Source organism: Desulfoferrobacter suflitae, assembly GCF_022603395.1.
Lineage (GTDB): Bacteria > Desulfobacterota > Syntrophobacteria > Syntrophobacterales > Syntrophobacteraceae > Desulfoferrobacter > Desulfoferrobacter suflitae.
Map to the genome: position 1 here is coordinate 427,740 of NZ_JAIBKA010000004.1, position 17,057 is coordinate 444,796.

18 protein-coding genes are annotated in these 17,057 nt (G+C 56.0%); 14 read left to right on the forward strand and 4 right to left on the reverse strand.

Features of this window, described 5'->3' with window-relative positions; translation table 11 throughout:
* Nucleotides 1-29: 29 nt before the first annotated feature.
* From K1V27_RS09465 to nusB, 11 genes are all read left to right on the forward strand, one after another.
* The gene (locus K1V27_RS09465; protein ID WP_258929715.1) at nucleotides 30-821 is read left to right on the forward strand and encodes an electron transfer flavoprotein subunit beta/FixA family protein; all 792 of its coding nucleotides are present in this window, start codon (nucleotides 30-32) and stop codon (nucleotides 819-821) included.
* Nucleotides 818-2,008, forward strand: a complete 1,191-nt coding sequence (locus tag K1V27_RS09470; protein WP_258929719.1) for an electron transfer flavoprotein subunit alpha — start codon at nucleotides 818-820, stop codon at nucleotides 2,006-2,008. The genes K1V27_RS09465 and K1V27_RS09470 overlap by 4 nt, the downstream gene beginning before the upstream one ends.
* A 4-nt stretch (nucleotides 2,009-2,012) precedes the next feature.
* Complete coding sequence (gene fabG / locus K1V27_RS09475; RefSeq protein ID WP_258929721.1) at nucleotides 2,013-2,756, forward strand: 3-oxoacyl-[acyl-carrier-protein] reductase; 744 nt, start codon at nucleotides 2,013-2,015, stop codon at nucleotides 2,754-2,756.
* Nucleotides 2,757-2,837: 81 nt separating this feature from the next.
* Nucleotides 2,838-4,094, forward strand: coding sequence for a beta-ketoacyl-ACP synthase II (fabF, locus tag K1V27_RS09480; protein ID WP_258929726.1), 1,257 nt, complete (start codon nucleotides 2,838-2,840; stop codon nucleotides 4,092-4,094).
* A gap of 157 nt (nucleotides 4,095-4,251) precedes the next feature.
* Nucleotides 4,252-4,725, forward strand: coding sequence for a ribose 5-phosphate isomerase B (gene rpiB / locus K1V27_RS09485; protein WP_309574005.1), 474 nt, complete (start codon nucleotides 4,252-4,254; stop codon nucleotides 4,723-4,725).
* A 97-nt stretch (nucleotides 4,726-4,822) separates the two neighbouring features.
* Nucleotides 4,823-6,058 (forward strand): serine hydroxymethyltransferase, encoded by a 1,236-nt coding sequence (gene glyA / locus K1V27_RS09490; RefSeq protein WP_258929738.1) that lies wholly within the window; start codon nucleotides 4,823-4,825, stop codon nucleotides 6,056-6,058.
* Nucleotides 6,059-6,268: 210 nt separating this feature from the next.
* The gene (gene ribD / locus K1V27_RS09495; protein ID WP_258929740.1) at nucleotides 6,269-7,381 is read left to right on the forward strand and encodes a bifunctional diaminohydroxyphosphoribosylaminopyrimidine deaminase/5-amino-6-(5-phosphoribosylamino)uracil reductase RibD; all 1,113 of its coding nucleotides are present in this window, start codon (nucleotides 6,269-6,271) and stop codon (nucleotides 7,379-7,381) included.
* Entirely contained in the window at nucleotides 7,341-8,057 is a 717-nt protein-coding gene (locus K1V27_RS09500) for a riboflavin synthase (RefSeq protein WP_258929742.1), read from the forward strand. The genes ribD and K1V27_RS09500 overlap by 41 nt, the downstream gene beginning before the upstream one ends.
* 328 nt (nucleotides 8,058-8,385) lie before the next feature.
* Nucleotides 8,386-9,621, forward strand: coding sequence for a bifunctional 3,4-dihydroxy-2-butanone-4-phosphate synthase/GTP cyclohydrolase II (locus tag K1V27_RS09505; protein WP_258929749.1), 1,236 nt, complete (start codon nucleotides 8,386-8,388; stop codon nucleotides 9,619-9,621).
* Nucleotides 9,618-10,085 carry a 6,7-dimethyl-8-ribityllumazine synthase gene (gene ribH / locus K1V27_RS09510; RefSeq protein ID WP_258929755.1) on the forward strand — a complete coding sequence of 156 codons (468 nt, stop codon included), beginning with the start codon at nucleotides 9,618-9,620 and terminating at the stop codon, nucleotides 10,083-10,085. Before K1V27_RS09505 ends, ribH begins: the two co-directional genes overlap by 4 nt.
* A gap of 226 nt (nucleotides 10,086-10,311) precedes the next feature.
* A complete protein-coding gene (gene nusB / locus K1V27_RS09515) occupies nucleotides 10,312-10,749 on the forward strand; it encodes a transcription antitermination factor NusB (protein ID WP_258929756.1) in 438 nt (145 codons plus the stop codon).
* A gap of 18 nt (nucleotides 10,750-10,767) precedes the next feature.
* Here the strand turns inward: nusB and K1V27_RS09520 are convergent, their stop codons facing one another.
* Nucleotides 10,768-10,968 (reverse strand): hypothetical protein, encoded by a 201-nt coding sequence (locus K1V27_RS09520; protein ID WP_258929757.1) that lies wholly within the window; start codon nucleotides 10,966-10,968, stop codon nucleotides 10,768-10,770.
* 567 nt (nucleotides 10,969-11,535) lie between these two features.
* Between K1V27_RS09520 and K1V27_RS09525 the strand changes: the two genes are divergently transcribed.
* Together K1V27_RS09525 and K1V27_RS09530 are read left to right on the forward strand one after the other, a co-directional pair.
* A complete protein-coding gene (locus tag K1V27_RS09525) occupies nucleotides 11,536-12,168 on the forward strand; it encodes a hypothetical protein (RefSeq protein ID WP_258929758.1) in 633 nt (210 codons plus the stop codon).
* A complete protein-coding gene (locus K1V27_RS09530; RefSeq protein WP_258929759.1) occupies nucleotides 12,149-13,840 on the forward strand; it encodes a hypothetical protein in 1,692 nt (563 codons plus the stop codon). The genes K1V27_RS09525 and K1V27_RS09530 overlap by 20 nt, the downstream gene beginning before the upstream one ends.
* On the opposite strand, the gene K1V27_RS09535 is transcribed toward K1V27_RS09530, so the two are convergent.
* Nucleotides 13,800-14,450 (reverse strand): hypothetical protein, encoded by a 651-nt coding sequence (locus tag K1V27_RS09535; protein ID WP_258929760.1) that lies wholly within the window; start codon nucleotides 14,448-14,450, stop codon nucleotides 13,800-13,802. The genes K1V27_RS09530 and K1V27_RS09535 overlap by 41 nt on opposite strands.
* 206 nt (nucleotides 14,451-14,656) lie before the next feature.
* Entirely contained in the window at nucleotides 14,657-15,217 is a 561-nt protein-coding gene (locus tag K1V27_RS09540) for a rhodanese-like domain-containing protein (RefSeq protein ID WP_258929761.1), read from the reverse strand.
* 181 nt (nucleotides 15,218-15,398) lie between these two features.
* Here K1V27_RS09540 and cutA point away from each other — a divergent pair, with 181 nt between their 5' ends.
* A complete protein-coding gene (cutA, locus tag K1V27_RS09545; protein ID WP_258929762.1) occupies nucleotides 15,399-15,722 on the forward strand; it encodes a divalent-cation tolerance protein CutA in 324 nt (107 codons plus the stop codon).
* Between the two features lie 9 nt (nucleotides 15,723-15,731).
* On the opposite strand, the gene hisD is transcribed toward cutA, so the two are convergent.
* Nucleotides 15,732-17,057 carry a histidinol dehydrogenase gene (hisD, locus tag K1V27_RS09550; RefSeq protein WP_258929763.1) on the reverse strand — a complete coding sequence of 442 codons (1,326 nt, stop codon included), beginning with the start codon at nucleotides 17,055-17,057 and terminating at the stop codon, nucleotides 15,732-15,734.

Below are 17,057 nucleotides of genomic sequence, written 5' to 3' on the forward strand. Positions count from 1 at the left end.
AGGCTTTTCGTTAGAAAGAGGTGCACTCCATGCACATCGTTGTATGCATCAAACAGGTTCCCGACACCAAAAACGTTCGCATTGATCCCGACACCCATACTCTGGTCCGGCAGGGTGTGGAGAGCATCATCAATCCCTTCGATCTGTTTGCTGTGGAAGCCGCTCTGCAAATAAAGGATGCATCGAGCGCCACAATCACGGTCATCACCATGGGACCGCCGCAGGCCGAAGAGGCATTGCGAGAGGTTTTGTCGCGCGGAGTCGACGCGGCGCTTTTGTTGAGTGACCGAGCCTTTGCCGGCGCCGACACCTGGGCTACTTCCGTTACCCTGTCTGCGGCCATTCGCAAACTGGGAAACGTCGATCTTATTCTCTGCGGCAAGCAGGCGGTGGACGGGGATACCGCTCAGGTGGGTCCGGAAGTGGCGACGTTGCTCGATATACCCTATGCCACCTTCGTGAAGAAAATGGAACCGCTGGACGCACAACACCTGAAGGTGACCAGGCAAACCGATGAAGGTACCGAAGTATGGAAACTGTCGACCCCGGCACTGATCACCGTCATCAAGGAGGTGGGAGAACCCCGCTTGCCCTCCCTGCGCCACAAGATGCGCGCCAAGAAGGCGGCTATCCCCGTATGGGGAATTGCCGAACTGGGGCTCGATGCCAATGATGTGGGACTGTGCGGCTCGTTCACACAGGTGGTGAGAGTCTTTTCGCCGCCGCGGCGGACCGACCGGGTCATCATCGAAGGGAGCCTCGAAGAGCAGGTGGAGCAACTCTACAGATACCTGAAGGAAGCCAAGGTACCAGGAATATGAAAGCACTTGTTGATGGCAAGAAATGCACCGTTTGCGGGGTGTGCTCCGATGTTTGCCCGTTTGGGGCCATCACCGTCGGTGAAACCAGTGTCGAGATCTCCGATGAATGCACCTTGTGCGGTATGTGTGTGGACACCTGTGAGTTCGGCGCCATCTCTCTGCCGGAAGTGGGTGCCGGGCCCGCTGCGGATTTGGCCGACTACAATGGTGTATGGGTATTTGCTGAATGGCGTGACGGCACGGTTCACAAGGTGAGCTACGAACTGCTGGGGGCGGGACGACAACTGGCGGACAAAAGAGGGGTCGAACTGGCGGCGGTTCTGCTTGGCCATGGACTGGGAGAGGCGCTGTCGTCAGAGCTGATTGCCTATGGGGCGGACGTCGTCTATCTGGTCGATCATCCACAGTTGGCCCGCTTCACCAATGAAGCCTACGCAGACGTTCTGGTGGACCTGATTCACAAAAAGCGACCGGAGATTCTGCTGGCTGGTGCCACCAGCATCGGCCGTTCTTTCATCCCGCGCGTTGCCGCCTCCGTCAGGACCGGATTGACGGCGGACTGCACCGAGCTGGATATCAGCGAGGAGGGGTTGTTGCTGCAGACACGGCCGGCCTTTGGGGGAAATGTCATGGCGACCATTGTTTGCCCCAACAGTCGTCCGCAGATGGCGACCGTTCGCCCCAAGGTCATGCGGCCTGTCCGGCAGCCGGAGCATCCGGGGCGCAGCGAAGTCATCGAGGTGTCGGACGGGATCTTCCAGAATCGCGTGGAAGTGTTGGAGGTCATTCCCGAACAGGATCAAACCGCAAAGCTCACCGAGGCCGATATCATTGTCTCCGGCGGGCGCGGTCTGGGGAAGGCGGAAAATTTTGTCCTGCTTGAAGAGCTTGCGCAACTGGTCAAAGGGGCTGTCGGGGCCTCGCGCGGTGCGGTTGAGGAAGGCTGGATTGCGCCTTCGCATCAGGTTGGACAAACGGGCCGCACGGTTGCCCCCACCCTCTATATGGCCGTTGGGCTGTCGGGGGCCATTCAGCATGTGGTTGGCATGCAGGGCTCAAAGATCATCGTGGCCGTGAACAAGGACAGGGAAGCGCCGGTGTTCGATGTGGCCAGTTGTGGTGTAGTGGCGGACCTGTTCGAATTCATTCCGGCTTTTATCCGAAAAATCAAGCAGGAGCGGGAGTAATTCCATGTCAGAAAAGCGGGTGATTGTCGTTACCGGGGCGAGTCGAGGGATCGGCAGGGCCATTGCGGTCGAGTTGGCGGAGCCCGGTCATCAAATCGTGATCAACTACCGCTCCGGTGTCGCTGCGGCCCAGAAGACGGCGGCCGCGGTGGCGGATAAAGGCGGCGGAGCGCACCTGCAGCCGTTTGATATTGCCGATGAGACGGCTGTCAAAGAAGCCTTTAAAGAGATGTTGAAAGCTCATGGGCGCATTGATGTTCTGGTCAACAACGCCGGCATCACCCGGGACAACCTGCTGGTTCTCATGAAATCCGCAGAGTGGGACGAAGTCATTGACACCAATCTGAAGGGGGCTTTTCTCTGCTCGCAAGCGGTGGTCAAACCCATGATGCGACAAAAATACGGCCGCATCGTCAACGTGACATCGGTTGTCGGCGCCATGGGCAATGCCGGACAGAGCAATTATGCGGCCGCGAAGGCAGGGATCATAGGGCTGACCCGCTCGCTCGCCCGTGAGCTCATTTCCAGAAATATCACCGTAAATGCCGTGGCGCCGGGCTTTATCGAAACCGACATGACCGCCGCTCTGACGGATAAGGCCAAAGAGAGCTTGCTGGCGCAAATACCGGCGGCTCGCCTGGGGACTCCCGAGGATGTTGCGGGTGCGGTAAAGTATTTGGCTTCGGAAGCAGCCGGTTATGTTACCGGTCAGGTCGTTCACGTCAATGGCGGGATGTTTATGGGTTGAAAACCTTGCCAGCAAGAGAAAATAGTCGGTCGGACGGGCAAGGCAATGGAATGCGCGCCGCTGCACCAGTGAGGGAAAACAATGGAAATTGGTAAACACCGCCGGGCGGTCATCACAGGAATCGGTTTGGTATCTCCTCTGGGAATAGGGATCGAAGAAAACTGGAGTGCTCTGATGCAGGGCAAATCGGGGATCGGGCACATTACTCGCTTTGATCCCACGGGGTATGCGACGCAAATCGCTGCCGAAGTCAAGAATTTTCACCCGGAAGATTTTATTGCCAAAAAAGAACTGCGCAAGATGGATCGATTTCTGCAAATCAGCCTGGGTGCAGCCAGACTGGCCTTCGAGAACGCGCACTTGACCATCTCTGGGAAGCGCGCGGATCGCGCCGGCGTTTTTATCGGATGCGGCCTGGGGGGGCTTTCCACCATTGAAGTGTATCATCGAGTGTTGCTGGAATCCGGACCCAAAAAAGTGAGCCCTTTCTTCATTCCCATGCTGCTGGGCAATATGGCCCCGGGACTCATATCCATTTATCATGGAGCCAAAGGGCCTAACCTGTCGGTCCAAACGGCATGTGCAGCAGGCACTCATGCCATTGGAGAGGCTTTTCACATGATACGCAGCGGCATGGCCGATATCATGATCACCGGTGGAGTCGAATCGACCATAACCCCTCTGGGTATTGCCGGCTTCAATGCCATGCGCGCGTTGTCCACGCGCAATGACGAACCGGAGAAAGCTTCGCGCCCGTTTGAACGAGACCGTGAGGGGTTTGTGATGGGAGAAGGAGCGGCCATTCTGATTCTGGAAGAGATGGAGACGGCGCTCGACAGAGGGGCCCAAATATACGCCGAGATTACTGGTTTTGGTGCTTCGGGAGATGCTTACCACATGGCTGCTCCGGCTCCTGAGGGGGAAGGGGCGGTACGCTGCATGCGGATGGCACTCGAAGATGCCTCGGTGCGGCCTGAAGATGTCCACTACATCAATGCTCACGGTACGTCTACCGACCTGAACGACAAGTATGAAACCCAGGCCATCAAGACGGTTTTTGCAGAACACGCGCGCAGCCTGGCCGTCAGTTCGACCAAGTCCATGACCGGTCATCTGCTCGGTGCCGCCGGTGGGGTTGAGGCCGCCTATACCGCTCTGGCCATCAAGCGGGAAATGATTCCACCAACGATCAACTACGAAAATCAGGATCCCGACTGCGATTTGGACTATGTTCCCAATCAGGCCAGGCCGGCAGCGATAGATGTTGCGTTGTCCAACTCCTTCGGGTTTGGCGGTACCAACGCCACCATTGTATTGCGCAAGTGGAACGGCGCCTGACCATGTTCATCAAAAGAAAGGTGTGTCGGCTTCCTCACTGCAGCCTGACAGAACCGGGCAGGAGACTCGCTGCCGGTGGGATTGCATGGGGCCGCATCAATGAAGGTTGCCGGACGGGTGGAGTCCCTTTTGGCACAAACCCGATGAGGTTGGCTTGATGAAGATAATGGTTGGATGTGATCACGGCGGCTATGAGTTAAAGGAAAAACTGGTTGTCCATTTGCGCCAGCAGGGTCACCAAGTGGAAGACATCGGCGCCCACAGCCTGGATTCCGTTGACTATCCGGAATATGCCGTCAAGGTGGGTCGCGCTGTTGCCGGCGGTGCCGTCGAGCGCGGCATCCTGGTCTGCGGCAGCGGCATCGGAATGTGCATTGCCGCCAATCGCATTCCCGGAGTTCGAGCCGTCCAGGCCAATGAACCTTATGCGGCCAAAATGGCCAGGCGGCATAACGACAGCAATGTGCTATGTCTGGGCGGACGCTTCCTGGGGCCGGGTCTTGCCGCTGAAGTGGTGGACGTTTGGCTGGCGGAAGCATTTGAAGGCGGCAGGCATCAAAAAAGAGTTGAGATGATCGACCATTGTGACGGGGACGCCGGTGTGACGGGGGGATCTCCCTTCAAAGGGTGAAAAGAGCATGGTCGGAAGTTAGAAGTTGCATCAATTTTCAACGGAAGCAGTGAGTGCGTCATGGTGGCGAAATAGTGCTTTTAAGAAGGAAAATGCAATGTCCTATCTTGAGGTTGTCGATCCGGAAATTGCCCGGGTGATTCGGGACGAAGAGAAAAGACAGCAGGGCAAGCTGGAGCTCATCGCTTCGGAGAACTTTGTCAGTCCGGCGGTCCGGGAGGCTCAAGGTTCGGTTTTGACCAATAAGTATGCAGAAGGCTATCCAGGGAAGAGATATTACGGCGGTTGCGAGTTTGTAGATATTGCGGAAAGGCTTGCACAGGAACGGGCCAAAAAGCTTTTTCATGCGGAATACGCCAACGTCCAGCCCCACTCGGGTTCACAGGCCAACATGGCGGTTTATTTCGCCGTCCTGGATCCTGGAGACACTATTTTGGGAATGGACCTGCGCCAGGGCGGACACTTGACCCACGGCAGCCCGGTCAGTTTTTCCGGACGGTTTTTCAATGTGACGTCCTATGGCGTGAAGCGTGACACCGAGCGCATCGATTACGATGAACTGGCGCGCCTGGCGAAGCAGTCGCGCCCGAAGATGATCATAGCGGGAGCCAGTGCCTATCCACGCATTATCGATTTTGCCCGATTTCGGGAAATATGCAGCGCTGTGGGCGCATTCCTGCTGGTCGATATGGCCCACATTGCCGGGCTGGTGAGTGCCGGTTTGCACCCTAATCCCATCGATTATGCGGACTTTGTCACCTCGACCACGCACAAGACTTTGCGAGGCCCTCGCGGTGGACTGATCCTGTCTCATGCAAATTATGCCAAGACCCTTGACAGCCAGATTTTTCCGGGCATTCAGGGGGGCCCTCTCATGCATGTCATAGCCGCCAAAGCAGTGGCGTTTCATGAGGCGTTACAGCCGGCCTTCAAAGCCTATCAAAGCCGAATTGTGGAGAACAGCCGGCGGCTGGCGAAGGAGTTGACCGCCCTGGGATACCGCCTGGTGTCCGGAGGAACAGACAACCATTTGATACTGGTCGATCTTTCCCCACAGCAACTGACCGGCAAGCTGGCGGAAGAAACATTGGATTCGGCTGGCATTACCGTGAACAAGAATTCCATCCCCTTTGATCCACAAAAACCTCACATTGCGAGCGGCATCCGCATCGGTACCCCGGCGTTGACAACCCGTGGCATGACGCCTGACGACATGCCGGCGGTAGCGCGGTTTATCCACCGTGGTTTGCAGGCGGTGGGAGATGAACGGGCCATCACAGCTCTAAAGGCGGAAGTCTCCGAATTTTGTGCGTCTTTTCCGCTGTACCGGTAGCGGGTCCTTGGCCGCAGTGCCATTACCTGCAGCTGCAGCTCCCGAGACCGGGTTTTTGCGCGGGTTGAGCTGCCCTCACAGTCCCCTGTGTGTGCCTGGCAGGCTGTGCCCAAACGACTCTGCGGGGTATGCGGCAGCACAACCGCCCCTGCCGGATGTGCGTTGTTATCTTGGGAGTGTGTCAACCTGAGGCGGGTTGTGAGTTGTTGAATGTTGCATGACGATGAATTCTATATGAAGGAGGCGCTGCGATGGGCTGCCAAAGGGCGCGGTCGGACGAGCCCCAATCCTTTGGTCGGCGCCGTTGTAGTGGCAGATGGTGCGGTTGTCGGCAAGGGTTGCCATGAATATGTCGGAGGGCCCCATGCGGAAATAAACGCCCTGCGGGATGCCGCCGACAAGGCGCGCGGAGCGGTGCTCTATGTCACCCTTGAGCCGTGCAACCACTTCGGCAGAACGCCGCCGTGCTCGCAAGCGGTTTTGCAGGCGGGGATTGCGCGGGTGGTGATTGGTATGGAGGATCCCAATCGACAGGTCAAGGGGGGCGGCGCAGACTATTTGCGACGGCATGGAGTGACGGTCGATGCGGGCATCCTGCACAACGAGTGCCGGAAACTGAATCAGAGGTTCATCAAGTACGCCACGACCGGCATTCCTTATGTGACCCTTAAAGCCGCCATGACCCTCGATGGCAAAATCGCAACCCGCACTGGTGACGCGAGATGGGTCAGCAACGAAAGTTCACGGCGCTTCGCCCACCGGCTGCGCTGCGAGCTGGACGCTATTTTGGTGGGCATAGGCACGGCTCTGTGTGATGATCCAATGCTCACTGCGCGGTTAGGAAAGAAGACCGCCCGTCAACCCATACGTATTGTACTGGATGCCGAGCTGCGTATTCCCCTGGACAGTCAGCTGGTTTTAACCGCACGTGAGTTCCCGGTGTGGATTGCATGCGGCCCGGATGCAGCGGAGTCCCGGATGAACCGGTTGCACCGGAAGGGAGTGCGAACTTTACGCCTGCCGGCCAAAGACGGCCGCATCGATCTGGCCGCTTTGCTGGAAGAGTTGGGTGGAGAGCAGATCACCAGCCTGCTGGTAGAAGGTGGTGCTCACGTGCTGGGAAGCTTCCTGGAGCAGCACCTGGCCGACGACTTCTATTTCTTCTACGGGCCTAAGATTTTAGCGGATCCGCGCGGTCTGCCCGCTTTCTGGGGGAATGCGCGGGAGATGATGTCGCAGGCTTTTTCAGCCTATGATATCAAGGTCCGAAGATTTGGTCAGGATGTTATGCTTACGGGTAGATTTAGGGAAGCAATCTATTGACGAGGGTGATGCTGTGTTTACCGGTCTCATACAAGACATAGGTACGTTAATCAGGACCGACCGGCAAGGCAGTGACGCCAGGATGGTCATCAAATCGCATGGCGCCTTCCAGCAACTGGAGCTGGGTGAAAGCATTTCAGTGGACGGAGCCTGCCTCACGGTGGCCGCCTTTTCCGGGAATGTCTTCAGCGCCGATGTGTCCGTCGAGACTCTCAATCGTACTACATTGGGGAGCAAGGCGGCCGGTAGCCGCCTCAACCTGGAACGTGCCCTGCGCTTGGGAGACCGTCTGGGCGGGCATCTGGTGAGCGGCCATGTGGACGCTGTCGGGACGCTACTGAACAGAAGCCAGGATGGGCGTTCCTGGCGGCTTTTCTTTGAGGTCCCACCCGAGGCGGCCAGGTACATCGTGGAGAAAGGCTCTATTGCCATCGATGGCATCAGCCTGACGGTCAACGGGTGTGGACTCGATTGCTTTGACGTCAACATTGTTCCCCATACGGCTCGGCAGACGACGATCCAATGGCTTGAGAGCGGTGATCGAGTGAACATAGAAACGGATCTCATCGGCAAATACGTGGGAAAGATGCTGAGCGGATGGGAAAGGAAGCTTTTCAAGGGATCGGATCGATCCAGTATAGATTTGAGTTTCCTGGAAAAGCACGGATTTTTATGAGTTTTCGCAATCGTTCGGCACAAAGACACGAAGGGCACGGAGGCACGCTAAGAATCCTCCCTGAAGGATACAAGCTTTGCCAATCTCGGCCCTCTCTGCGCCGGTGGTGAACGGTTGGAGCGGCTGTATGATGAGCGGGTGCGCCTCGGTCAAGTGCGGGCCCCAAGTATTTGGCTGAGCTTCTCTTGAGAAGCCCCCGGCTTCATGCTATTTGTAAAATTTAAGAAAATGATTGTGGCTTACACCAAGAACATTATCCTGGGACCTCTATAATCGATTTAAGGGATTGTCAAATCCAGCACATTCTTGAGCAAAGGAGTAGCTGATAATGCCTGTGGCAAGCATCCCCGAGGCGTTGGAAGACATTCGCCGGGGCAAGATGGTTATTTTGGTTGATGATGAAGATCGCGAAAATGAAGGCGATCTCTGTATGGCCGCCGAAATGGTCAGTGCCGAAGCGATCAACTTTATGGCCCGATTCGGCCGCGGCCTGATTTGCCTTTCCCTGACTCCCGAGCGGGTTGATCACCTCAGATTGCCCATGATGGTTTCCCAGAATCTATCCCGCTTTGAAACCGCCTTCACGGTTTCCATCGAGGCGAGGCATGGTGTTACTACAGGGATAAGCGCTGCGGACAGAGCTCACACCATCCTCACAGCCATCGCAGACGATGCCAGGCCTGAAGACATTGTCAGCCCGGGTCACATATTTCCGCTGCGATCCAAGAAGGGTGGCGTACTGGTGCGCACCGGTCAAACGGAGGGGTCGGTGGACTTGGCCCGACTGGCGGGCCTCAAACCGGCTGGTGTGATCTGCGAAATCATGAAAGACGACGGCACCATGGCCCGCATGCCGGACCTGGAAGAATTTGCCGAAAAGCATGGCGTCAAGATTGTCACTGTGGCAGACATCATTCATTATCGCATGCAGCATGAAATTTTTGTGCATCGTTCGGCTGTTGCCACGCTGCCCAGCGCCTATGGAGGTGAATTTCAGATCATCGGCTATACCAATGACATCGATGATTACACACACCTGGCATTGGTCAAGGGCGAAATCAATCCGGACGATGAAATCCTGGTGCGAGTTCATTCGGAATGTTTGACCGGGGATGTCTTGGGATCATTGCGGTGCGATTGCGGCGGGCAGCTCAGGGCTTCCTTGATGCAGATTGCCAAGGAGGGCAGGGGCGTTTTACTCTATATGAGGAATCATGAAGGTCGCGGTATTGGCCTTTTGAATAAGTTGAAAGCCTATGCTTTGCAGGAAAGAGGCTACGATACCGTGGAGGCAAATAAGGCGCTGGGCTTTGATGCCGATTTGCGTGACTATGGCATAGGCGCTCAGATGCTGGTGGACCTGGGAATCAGGAAGATGAAGCTGATGACTAATAATCCCACCAAAATTGTCGGCCTTCAGGGGTACGGCATTACAGTCACCAAGCGGGTTCCCATCGAGATAGCACCCAATGAGTGCAATATCGACTATCTCAAAACCAAGTGCAGTAAAATGGGTCACCTGATCAGTTGCATTGAGGAAAAGGAAGCGAGTAGTGCATCATGACAATATATGAGGGGAAACTGCTGGCCCAGGGCCTTCGGTTTGGAATAGTCGTCAGCCGGTTCAATGACTTTATTTGCGATCGACTGCTGGGCGGTGCCATGGATGCTCTCAAACGGAGTGGAGCGGAGCCGGAGAGCATTGACGTCTACAAGGTACCGGGGGCATTTGAAATCCCGCTGATAGCCAAAAAGTTGGCCGAGACGGGGCGCTATGACGCCGTGATTTGCCTGGGTGCGGTAATTCGAGGGGCTACTCCGCATTTTGACTACGTGGCCAGCGAAGTTTCCAAAGGTATAGCCAACGTCAGTCTGGAATCGGGTGTGCCCATCAGCTTCGGCGTGCTCACCACGGACACTTTGGAGCAGGCCATTGAGCGAGCCGGTTCAAAGGCAGGCAACAAGGGCTGGGAAGCTGCCCTGGCTGCCATTGAGATGACTAATCTCATAAGGCACCTGCCGTCCTGAGACATGCTTACCCCTGGCTTGGCAGAGGGTCGCATCCAAGCGAGAAACTGTAGACTATCCACCACACGATAGAGACGATTTGATATGTTCGGAGCTTTCGCAACCCGGGGGCCTTCCCCCGCGCCGGAAAGTCATCAGGCCGATGTTCTTCCACCGGTCATTCCCTTCGTAGTTGGAATGAATTGACGAAGCATTCCACCGGGTTTCACAAGCGAGAATAGAAGATATGGGTCAGCGTAGACGTTCGCGCGAGATTGCACTGCAGGTATTGTATGAGATGGAAGTGAATGAAGTGCCTCCGGAGGAGGCGCTTCGACTGTATTACGAGTGCTTTGAAAGTCCGTTGGAATTGCGGCCTTTTTGTGAAGAGCTCGTCTATGGGGTCTATCATCACCGCGCGGAAATAGACCGGATGATTGGTGGGGCTTCGCAGCATTGGCGCATCGAGAGGATGTCCATTGTGGACCGGAACATCCTGCGTCTGGCTCTTTACGAAATGCTTCACTGCAGGACCATTCCGCCCAAGGTTTCCATCAATGAAGCCATTGATTTGGGCAAGATGTTTGGCAGCAATGAATCGGGAGCCTTCATCAACGGGATTTTAGATCACGTGCTGCCGGGGCTGAACAGGAATGGAAGCGGAGCCAAACAGGGAACAGTCTAAGTCTCGTCCTGTTCGCCTCTATTGTCCCTGCGAAAAAGGCCACTCCCTGGTATTGTCCAACATGAAGTCATCCAGATTGCCGAGCAGGCAGCGGGAACACAGGGCGGTGAGTCGGCCGCCCCGAATTTCCCTGGCAAGGTAGAGTTCCTGGTTATTCTCCAGACAGAGGTAGCATCCGCCCTGATCGGATCGAACAACTTCAAATTTACTGGATTTCATCTTCAACAGCTCTCTTCAATCTGTAGTCGCATTACGAGCATCCGTATTCTAAGCCACAACGGGTGCCATAGCAAGGAAAGTTCAAGCAGCAATCCCGCCGGGTCGAAAAGTGACGGTGGGCATTGGCAACGCCTGTCATCCTTGCAATCCGTCACCCCCGGTATGCCTTCCGGCTTTGCCAAAACACCTCCCAATTCTTAAAGTTACTTAGTACAGCTCCACACAATAGAGTGCCCGAAATGCAGTGGAGTTGCCAAGTGCAGAAGAGTAGGTTGGGTTGAGCGCAGCGAAACCCAACGAATACGTAAACCCGACGAGTACGTTAGTCAGCCCGGCCTGTGTTGGGTTTCGCCGTAGGCTACGCGTGCCGAAACCCAATGCCTGTTGTACTGGATTTCGTACCGCAGCCCAGCCCACTTGAAAGCCGGAATCATGTCTGGGATACGATAGAATGGGGCCTGCTTTGCATGCATGGTCTTTGAAAACACGGCGCAAGGGGCGATATTCCCAGCCGGCGGGTAACCATTGGCTGACCGGCCGAGTCGCTGCGCATGAGGAGTTTTCAAAATGATGACTTCAGGAATGATCCTGGATGATCGGTTAAGGCAAAGTCTGCGACGGGTTTTGACTTGGTGGCTGTGTTCAATCCTGTGCTGCGCTTTGCCCGTCCCGGCTTCGGCTGCTGGTGACTCCGATCCCGTAATTCGCATGATTGAACCCGATCCTCGGGGCGGAATCGGCTACCGGCTGATCTATTATGTCAATGTTCCACTGGAGACCTATTGGCGGTTCAAGACGGACTTTGAAGGTTCTTACCTGGCGACCAACCAATTCATCAAGGAGCATCGGCTGGTGCGCAGGGAAGACCATGCAGTCATTACTGAGAACAGTTACACTGTGGGGCCGGATGCGACGTATCTATGGCGCACGCGGGTCTTTAACGGCAGGCATCGATTGGATTTCTCGCTGTTAAACCCCAAGGAATGTGGACAGAAGTTTCATTACGGCTACATTCAGGCCACCTCCCAAGGAAACACAACCAGGGTGACGCAGGTGGCCTACCTTGATTTTTTTGGCGTGTCTTTCTGGGCGCATTACCCGTGGGGCGGCGGGATGAAAGAATTCCTGCGGTCCACCGCCAGGTGGGAGCAAGCTACCGCCATGCGATTAGAATGGAGATATGCAGCGAAGAACCAGTAAACGCGAGATGGGTTGTATGCTCATGGTGATGTGCCTGGTGCCGGCCCTCCTCGCGGGTTGCGCTCACCTGCCCCAATCAGCTCGATCCATTGATAGGGGGGGTGCGGGGATGGTGGGGCGCTGTGCGGAGTTCTTCGCCCTGCTGGATGACCGCACCAAGACAGTCGGTGTTCGCGATGCGGGAGAATTCCGTGTAGCCGGGTACCCATACTTGCGTGTGAATCGTTTTCTGGCATCTTTCCGGGATGATGTCGAAAATGCCTCACAATTCGATGCCTGGGTGGCGAGGTTGCAGACGCTCGATCGGGTCGCACGCCGTTATGAAATGGCAAACCTCGACCCGTCTGAGCGCGGTTCCCTGCAGAGACGAACCGGGAGCGGGAACCTTCACGAGGAAGTCCTGCAGTGCGGTGATGTGTTGAGGTCGGCTGATTTTGCCGACGCACAGCAGCGCAACAGATTAAAGCGCACAGTGCACGTTCCGGACGAGTATCTCGCCTGGCGACGCGCTGCCGGTCTATATCCGCTGCCGCTTCTTTTCCTGGCGGAAGGAGTCAAAAAGCTGCACGCAAAGTCCAGGCAGGATTTTAGCAACTCGCGCCCCCAAAATCCTCTTCTTATCCGTTACTTTCCAGTGGAGACGGTTGATGGTCGGCCTTCTCCCCGCCTGCTCATCGGCAACGCCAAACAGGATGCACTCGGCATCCCGATCTATGCACCTGCCACGATAAGTGAGCTGTTTGCGTGGTATGCGCCCATCTGGGAAGTTGAGGACAGGGGGAACTATGATCACATCGGCGTTCCCGAATGGACCCAACAGGGGAATTTGCGGATCAACAGCGCCGCAGCCAGGACCTATAGGCGGCTTTCCTACACCCGTTTCAATGGTCGGGTCCTGGCGCAGCTGAATTACATCATATGGTTTCCCGAGCGGCCCAGGCAGAGTTTTTTGGATTTGGTCGGGGGCCACATGGATGGAATCAATTACCGTGTCACTCTCGGTTTGGATGGGCAGCCCCTGCTGTACGAAACGGTCCACAATTGCGGCTGTTATCTGAAGTTTTACCCCACCAGCCGACTTCAACCGCGAACGCCTCCCGAGTGCACCGAACCACCTCTGATATTGCCGGCCCCGGCGTTCGACGCAACGCATCAGCGCATGGTGATTTCTATGGAAAGCGGGAGCCATTATGTGCGGCATTTGTACACAGTGCCACGCTCCTCCGGGAGCCATCGGGAAAATCCCCGGCGGGCGTCGCTGCGACCCGAGACGGAATCCAGAGGATCCCGTGACTCCCGGATGCCGGTGGCCGTTCCGCACTCCGATCCGGAATTCTCGGGAAGGACTGAAAAGCACCCGAGCCCAACGTTCGGACAGTCTCCCGGGGATGACCGCAGGCGGTATGAACTGTCCGACTATGATGAGCTGCGCAGTCTGCCAACCCCGGGAGACGCGCGACGAAGCATGTTTGACGAGCGGGGAATGGTGCCTGGTACGGAACGTTTGGAGCGCTTTATTTTGTGGTCTACCGGGGTCGCCAATCCCGGGGCCATGCGCCAGTGGGGGCGACACGCTGTAGCCTTTATGGGTGAGCGTCACTTGGACGATCCTGATCTGATGGAAAAACTGTTTACCTATGCAGACGACTTCCTGGCTGAGGATGAGCGTTGATTCCCGCTCTGGCTTTCAGTCGCAACAAGCCGGGGCTCTTGTGAAAATACAGACTGGGTACATCGACACCCAAATCCATGAAATACCTTTCGAGCTCATCGAACAGCACCGGGTTGACAGGCCAGGTAAAATCCTTCTCCCATTGCTGAAGTTCGCGCCAAACGGGCTCCGCCTCGGGACTCCGAGCAAAAAGCGTTTGCTTGGCCGGGTCGCATAAGAACATGGCACAGGTGATCGGTCGCACCTGCCAGATGCAGCCGCTTTTGCCAAGGAACACGCAATGGTTTGAACGGTTGGGCTTCTCGAGGATTTCCACGATCCCGGTCAGTTGGTCCGGGTTGGACATGATGCAGTTGATGACCTGGTCGGCGAAGAAAATGATGATGCTTTCAAATCCGCAGCACGCACTGATGTGGGTTGCAAAGCAGGATTGCTCGCAGATATTCCTGAAGTAGTGCTGATAAAATTCCTCCACCCTGGCACGAAATTCCAGGTAAGGGGCGATGCGTTTCTTCAGTCCGGCTATTTGTTCAGCCGGCAGCTTCTCCAGTGTGGTGCTGATGGCGTTATAACTGATCAACTGATCGTGATTGTATCCACTGAAGCTCATATTCAGCCCGCGCCCGAGGGGCCTTCCCCCTTGTTGTGGCCGATCCCGTCAAAGCCGACATTAAAGGGCGGGCCTTGGCGTGATTCGTTTCGAGTTTTCGTCTCTGATATGCACGCATTTTGTCATTGGAACGGCGATCATAGTCCAAACCCTGTCGCTTTACAAGCCGGCCGCGGGTCACGGTGGCCAATGGGTCGCCTGCCGGCCTACCAGACAGCCGTATAGCCCTGCGCCGGGTAATTCCACTTTTCCCCGTAGACGTGGAGACGCCGGGTGATTCCTGAGGAATCGTGAATTTCACCCCCCTCAAGGACCCAGGCCAACAACCCTCCCGCCAAGTTGTACGCTGTAAAGCCCTTTCCTGCGAGCTCGCGGGTCACTCCGGCACTTCGGTAGCTTATGGTGCAATAGCTGATAATGATTTTGTCCCGGTAGTTGTCCAGGTCTGCGTATAGCTCCTGCAGCGAAACAGCCCCGGCCAACATTGAAACACGGCGCTCGCGTGGAGTACGAACGTCGACGAACACGGCCCTTCCACGCTGCATGAGCTCCATCGCCTCATGTGGGCTCATCTGCGGAACATCCGGGAAAGATTCTTCCCGGTATCGTGCGTACATGTCATAAACGATCCGCTTCTTCTCCTCATCGGGAAGATCGCTCACGGAGGGCAATCCCTGGTTGCAAGCCCAGCCTGCTGCCAGCACCAGAAGTACGGCACCCAGTTGTATCCCCATCCATAATGTCTTGCGTTGAGTCCTGTTCAGCATTGGAACAATTCACCCCCGCGGGGTTGAATGGCATTAGAAAATTTTATGCAAGCAAGTCGTTTGCTTATTACTATACAGGTTAAGCATCAGATGTTTCTTTCCTTAACAAGTATCATTGGAGAGTTACTGTTGTAATTTTATCAGGACTATTTCCAATGGGCATCAACGGGAGTATCAGATCATGGCAGAAATAATGACTGTTTTTGTTACCGTAGGCAATCCGGATGATGGGTTGGCGCTCGGTCGCGCCCTGGTGGAGGAGAAACTGGTGGCATGCGTCAATATGATTCCCCAAGTTCGCTCTATCTACTGGTGGAAAGAAGAGGTCTGTGAGGAGCAGGAAGTGCTGCTGGTGATGAAAACCCCGGCTTCTTTGTACGATTCCCTGCAAAGCCGTATTCGTCAACTTCACCCCTATGAGGTGCCGGAGATCGTCGCATTGCCCATTGTAAAGGGGCTGCCCGATTACCTCAACTGGGTGGTTGACAGCACCTCGCAGCGATGAGGGTCCGGGTCAGCTGTTGAGTCCTCTGTTCAGGTTTGCCATACGTACTCTGATGGATGCGGCGTGCGCCTCCAAGCCCTCCAATTCGGCCAAGCGCATGATGGCAGGTGCGTCACGCAGGAGGGCTTCCCTGGAGTAGGAGATCACGCTGGTGCGCTTCATGAAGTTTTCCACGCCGAGGGCCGAAGCAAATCGAGCGGTACCGGCAGTGGGCAGAACGTGATTGGGGCCTGCAATGTAGTCGCCGACGGGTTCGGGAGTGTAATTGCCGATGAATATGGCACCGGCATGTTTGATCTTGCCGAGGCAGGACCAGGGATCCTCGATTAACAGTTCCAGATGCTCGGGTGCGATGCGGTTCGCCAACCGGACCGCTTCCTCAAGGTGACTCACCAGGAAGATGACGCCATACTGGCGCAAGGCTTTTTGAGCCGTCTCTTTGCGCGGGAGATGGCGTATCTGATCTTTAAGGCTCCCGTTTACCCATTCGGCCATTTGTGCATCGGTAGTGATCAGGATGGCACTGGCCATCGGGTCGTGCTCCGCCTGGCTGAGCAGGTCGGCTGCAATGAAATCGGGCTGCGCGCTGGAATCAGCCACAACCAGAATTTCACTTGGGCCGGCCAGCAAGTCGATTCCGACCATTCCCGCGACGATTTTCTTGGCCAGGGTCACATACATGTTGCCGGGGCCGACGATGACGTCTACAGGTGCTACCGCAGCCGTTCCGTATGCCAGAGCAGCAATCGCCCAGGCACTGCCTATCTTGTGGACGCGGCTGATGCCGACTTCCCGGGCGGCCACCAGCAAGTGCGGGTTAATACTGCCGTCGCGTCTCGGCGGCGTGACCATGGCAATGTCTTCCACCCCCGCCAGCTTTGCCGGAATACCGTTCATCAGGATGGACGAAATCAGTGGAGTTTCGCCTCCCTTGGCTCCGGGGATGTACAGCCCTGCCGAATCCACCGGCCTGACCATTTGTCCGAGAAATGAACCGTCAGGACTGGTTGAAAAGTATGAATGACGCAACTGTTTCTGGTGAAAGTCGCGAATGTTGTCGATGGCTGTCTGCAGGACAGCAAAAAATTCCGCGTCGACCTCTTTGCCGGCCGACTCGAATTCATTCTCATCCGCCGTCAACTGCTGCAAACTGAAGCCGGGCGAGTCAAATCGTCTGGTGAAGCTCAGCAGCGCTTGATCTCCGTCACGGCGGACGGTGTCTATCATATGCATGACCTGTTTTTCCAGTGCGGGATCGTCTCCGCTCCGGCGGCCGGCGATTTGGCCCAGCCTGGCATCGGCCTCACTGGACGGATAGCGAACGATGTGCAGCAA